Source organism: Anaerorhabdus sp. (assembly GCF_036641015.1).
GTDB lineage: Bacteria > Bacillota_I > Bacilli_A > Erysipelotrichales > Erysipelotrichaceae > Anaerorhabdus.
In genome coordinates this window covers 1-4617 of the sequence record NZ_JAVWFO010000083.1, presented here as the reverse complement: position 1 = coordinate 4617, position 4617 = coordinate 1, and the positions used below count along the sequence as shown (strand labels likewise).

Below are 4617 nucleotides of genomic sequence, written 5' to 3'. Positions count from 1 at the left end.
CTACTGTTAATCCAACTTTAAGTTTTCTTTCTCTACACCAGTTGATAATATAAGCTAATTGAGCACCAATGAAATGCTCTGCAGGTAAAATAAGCATATTTGCTCCTGCTTGATAAATTTGTTCAATAAACATTTCATCCATAGTTACTGTATAAAAATGACATTCTATTGGTAAATTTGTTTCTGGTCGAATACCTGCAATAATTTGGTGTCCGCCCATAAGTTTCATATTTTGTAAGTCATGCATATCCGCTGCATCTGAATGGATATAATCAACCCCTGCATCACTTGCTGTTTTTACTACATCTGCAATTCTTCCATAATTTACATGTGCTAATCCTGCTGAAATTTTAATATGTTTCATAATATTTTCCTCCTATAGTTCACATATTTCATTAACAATTTTTATAATTGTTTCTGTTTTTTCCATTGGCAAATGTTGCCAAATTTCACAATCTTTGATTTTATTTATAGTACTTTCTTCAATTTCAAATTGACTTAAACTAAATTCTAAATAATTTTGTTTTTCAAATTTTGTTAATACTTTATAAAAATCTTTTGCTGCCTCAGCATCATCCTTATCACAATACGATTCATCAAAGATGCGGCATACTGTTGCGAATTTGCTTTGATACTTTTCATATGTATATTTTACAAATGTAGGATAAACCATCGCTAACGCTTGTCCATGCGATAATTTATTAACAAAGCTTCCAATTATTTCTGAAAGTGGATGTGGAAGTGCTGCTCCATTATTTGCCAATGCTATACCTGCATAAGTATCTGCCAACATTAGTTTTTCACGATACTCGATTTTATTTTCTACCAAAACTTTTGGAAGATTTTGCACTATATTTTTAATAGCTTGTAATGAGAAATTCTCTGTTATTGGATTGCCTTCATTTCTTAAGTATGATTCAAATGCGTGTGTAAATGCATCGAATGCTGTTGAAACCGTAATACTTCTTGGTAGTGTCATCGTTAACTCTGGATCAAGTATCGCAACTTCAACAAAGTTATCTTGATGAAATACCGTAAGTTTCATCTTAGATTCATCATCGGTAATAACACTGGCTTGAGTACATTGTGAACCTGTTCCCGCTGTCGTTGATATTGCAATTACCGGAAGATTTGTTTTACTAATTTTTTCATATCTATTAGCAAAATTATCATATTTTTCAAACATTTCTTGCCATTTGATCACATCACAATCAATGCACAAACTGATAATTTTTGCTGTATCAATTGTAGATCCTCCACCCATAGCAACAATAACATCTACATTATTTTCCTTAGCTAATCGGAGTCCTTTATCAACTGCACTTGTTAATGGATTTGGTTCCACCTCTAAATAGCAAGTTGTTATGATACCATTTTGTTCTAAATTGCTAATCACTTGATTAAACATAGGTAGTATCGCTTCATTCATTACTGGTCCAACCAGCAACACTCTATTTCCGTATCTTTTTACTATCTCTGGCAAGTGACTAACTTTTTTTGCACCAAATATTAATTCTGTTGGTTGTTGATAATTAAAGTTCATAGGCCCTCCCTCTTGCTTTTATTATACCGTTTATTCCTTTTTTATCGTTTCATCTGTTTACCGAAAAGTTGTGGCAAAAATATACGAATTTGGATACTTTTGCCACTATATTATGGCAAGTAGATATTAACTAATTACCCTAATTTGTTTTACAATTAAACTGAGGTGAAATATATGAAAACATATAATATTGGCGTTTCTGGTTATGGATTGATGGGCAAAGTGCATAGTCAATGCTATTTACTACAACTAAGCAATTATCCACAAGATTTTTTAATTAATCTAGAAAGTTTGAACACAAAAGAACTAACACTGGATAATCATTTATTTAAAAATCAAACTACTTCATTTAACGATTTTTTAAACAGCAATTTAGATTTAGTAGATATTTGTACTCCTAACTCTGCTCACTACAATCAAGTTCAACAAACTATTAATAAAGGTATAAATATTTACTGTGAAAAACCACTTTGTTCAACGATTGAAGAATCTATATCTTTGGTTAAACAAGTTTCTAATTCAGCTATACTTAACCAAGTAGCACTTGTATATCGATTCATTCCTGCTTTCTCAATTGTACGTGACGTCATTGAATTAGGTCAAATTGGGACTCCTTTACATTTTTCATTTACGTTACGACACGCAAGTTATTTACATCGCCCAAAAAATAATGAATGGCGTACAGATAAATCGCAAAGCGGTGGTGGTGTTATTGTTGACTTAGGCATCCATGCATTTGATATCATTCGTTTTATGTTAGGAGAGTTTTCTACTATCTCTGTGAATTCACTTACATATTCCCAAGATAGTGAAACTGTTAAAACTACTTCAGATAACGATTGCGATGATTATTCATCTTGTTATTGTACACTAAAGAACCATATCTTTGGTACAATAGAGTTATCAAAACTTTGCCAATCAACTCAACCTGAATGGGTGCTGGAGATTTTTGGAAGTAAAGGTTCTATCTACGCTGATGCAAATAATTCAAATGTAGTCAGTATTACCGATTCAAAAAACAACACATCAATCACTCGTGATCTAACTTTATCTACATATTCTAAAAACCTTAAATCATGGCTTAGCTCTTTCCCTGTTGCTAGAGAAATAGCTCCCCATATAGCTTCCATTCGTTCGGTACTTTCTTCAATTCACCTTAATCAACGTTTTGATGGCGTCCCTACGTTTTATGAAGCACTTGCTTCACAACTCATTATTGAATCAGGACTTAAGTCGATTAAATTAAATGGTAATCCAGTTTGTATTCAACAGATAGAAGAGGTACTTGATGATAAGTAATTTTGAAATTTATGCTGAAATTTTATTAAGAAAAGGAGTTAACCTACAAGAAGGTCAATTTCTTTCTGTTTATTGTCCAATTGAAGGTAATGAGTTTATGCAAGTTTTGTCTCAGGTAGCATACAAACTTGGTGCAAGTTATGTGGAAATTGAATTTTACGCCCCTCTTCAAGAACAAATTCGTTATCAAAACTGTTCCTCTAAATACATACAAGATTATCCTGAATACTTAGTAAATAAAAAAATAAACATGATTCACGAAAATGTTGCATTATTAAAATTTAATCCTGGAATTATACCTACAATTAAATTTGATGCGCAAGCCAAAAAAGATTCAGTAAAAGGTATGAACAAAGCACTTGAGTCTTATACCAAAATGAAAAGAATAAAAACGTTTAATTCATGTTCAACGGTATTACCAACCCATTATTGGGCTAAGCAAGTTTTCCCTAATCTATCTGATGAGGAAGCTTATATTGCACTATGGAATCAATTATTTCAAATAGCTCAATGCGAACTAGAAAACCCTCTTAATTATTGGGAAAATCACATTAGCAACATTAACCAAAGAAGAAATCACTTAAATCAGTTAGAATTAATCAAACTTCATATTTATGATGATAACTCTGACTTTATTGTAGAGTTACCACATAATCATGCATGGGTTGGTGGATGCGAGTATACTGTAGAAGGTTTACGCTGCATGCCTAATTTCCCAACTGAGGAAATATTTACCGCATGTTCAAAATATGGCATTCATGGAAAAGTTCATTCATCGAAACCTTTTATTTATCAGAATGAGATCATTGACGATTTTCAATTGACTTTTGAAAAAGGAAAAATTGTTGGTGCCTATGCTACTCGTGGTCAAACTGCCCTTGATTCATTACTATCACTTGAAGAAGGTACTCGCTATTGTGGAGAAATCGCATTACTTCAAGGTTCTACCATAATTTCAAGAACCAACACTATTTTTAAAAACACATTACTGGATGAAAATGCAGCATGTCATATGGCAATAGGTTGTGCTTATCCCATTAACATCAATGATTCGCTTGTATATAACGCAACTGATTTTGAAGCTCATGGCATTAATTTTGCAAGTATCCATTGTGACTTTATGTTCGGAAAAGATAATACCACCATTGTTGGAATAGACAGTAATAATCAAGAAATACCTTTGATCCAAAATGGAAAATGGATGATTTAAGTACTAGTTCTTACAAGTAAAAAGGAATTGCGTAATGTGAAGCGCAACTCCTTTTTTTACTTATTCAAATATTGCGATATTTTCTTCACCCTCAGCAACATCTTTTTCTTCACTTACAACACATTTTCTTCCATCGGTTGCAATAAGAATAATATCTGATGATGTAATTTTGTCCTTCATTGATTCAAAATCGGCAGTGATTAGTAACTGTCCTTTTTTGACTTTTTGATTCACTTCTACAAATGATTTAAATCCTTCTCCATTAAGCGCTACTGTTTCAACCCCTATGTGAATTAAATATTCGTTTCCATTCTCATCTTTTAGTCCAATGGCATGTAATGTCGGAAACATCATCACTACTTCGCCATCAATTGGAGATACAATTCTATCAGAAGTAGGTTTTATGAATAATCCATCTCCCATCATTTTTTGAGAAAAAACAGGATCTATACTTTTCTCTATTCTTTCAAGCTTACCTGATGATACCGCGCAAATTGATGTTCCTTTTGAATCATTTTTCTTAAATAAATTAAACATAACTCCTCCTTCTAAAGTAAAGACTAAG

Annotated in this window: 4 protein-coding genes and 1 pseudogene; 2 read left to right on the top strand and 3 right to left on the bottom strand. The window is 32.3% G+C overall.

Features of this window, described 5'->3' with window-relative positions:
* Together RR430_RS08945 and RR430_RS08940 are read right to left on the bottom strand one after the other, a co-directional pair.
* A pseudogene (locus RR430_RS08945) lies at positions 1 to 364 on the bottom strand (pentose-5-phosphate 3-epimerase); the annotation flags it as partial.
* 12 nt (positions 365 to 376) lie between these two features.
* Positions 377 to 1543: an iron-containing alcohol dehydrogenase gene (locus tag RR430_RS08940; protein ID WP_332492921.1), complete on the bottom strand. Its 1167-nt coding sequence runs from the start codon at positions 1541 to 1543 to the stop codon at positions 377 to 379.
* Positions 1544 to 1717: 174 nt separating this feature from the next.
* Here RR430_RS08940 and RR430_RS08935 point away from each other — a divergent pair, with 174 nt between their 5' ends.
* Both RR430_RS08935 and RR430_RS08930 read left to right on the top strand, forming a co-directional pair.
* Complete coding sequence (locus RR430_RS08935) at positions 1718 to 2842, top strand: Gfo/Idh/MocA family protein (RefSeq protein ID WP_332492923.1); 1125 nt, start codon at positions 1718 to 1720, stop codon at positions 2840 to 2842.
* Complete coding sequence (locus RR430_RS08930) at positions 2832 to 4052, top strand: aminopeptidase (RefSeq protein WP_332492925.1); 1221 nt, start codon at positions 2832 to 2834, stop codon at positions 4050 to 4052. The genes RR430_RS08935 and RR430_RS08930 overlap by 11 nt, the downstream gene beginning before the upstream one ends.
* A gap of 60 nt (positions 4053 to 4112) precedes the next feature.
* Here RR430_RS08930 and RR430_RS08925 read toward each other — a convergent pair.
* On the bottom strand, positions 4113 to 4617 hold a 505-nt coding region (locus RR430_RS08925; protein WP_332508969.1), incomplete at its 5' end, for a PTS sugar transporter subunit IIA.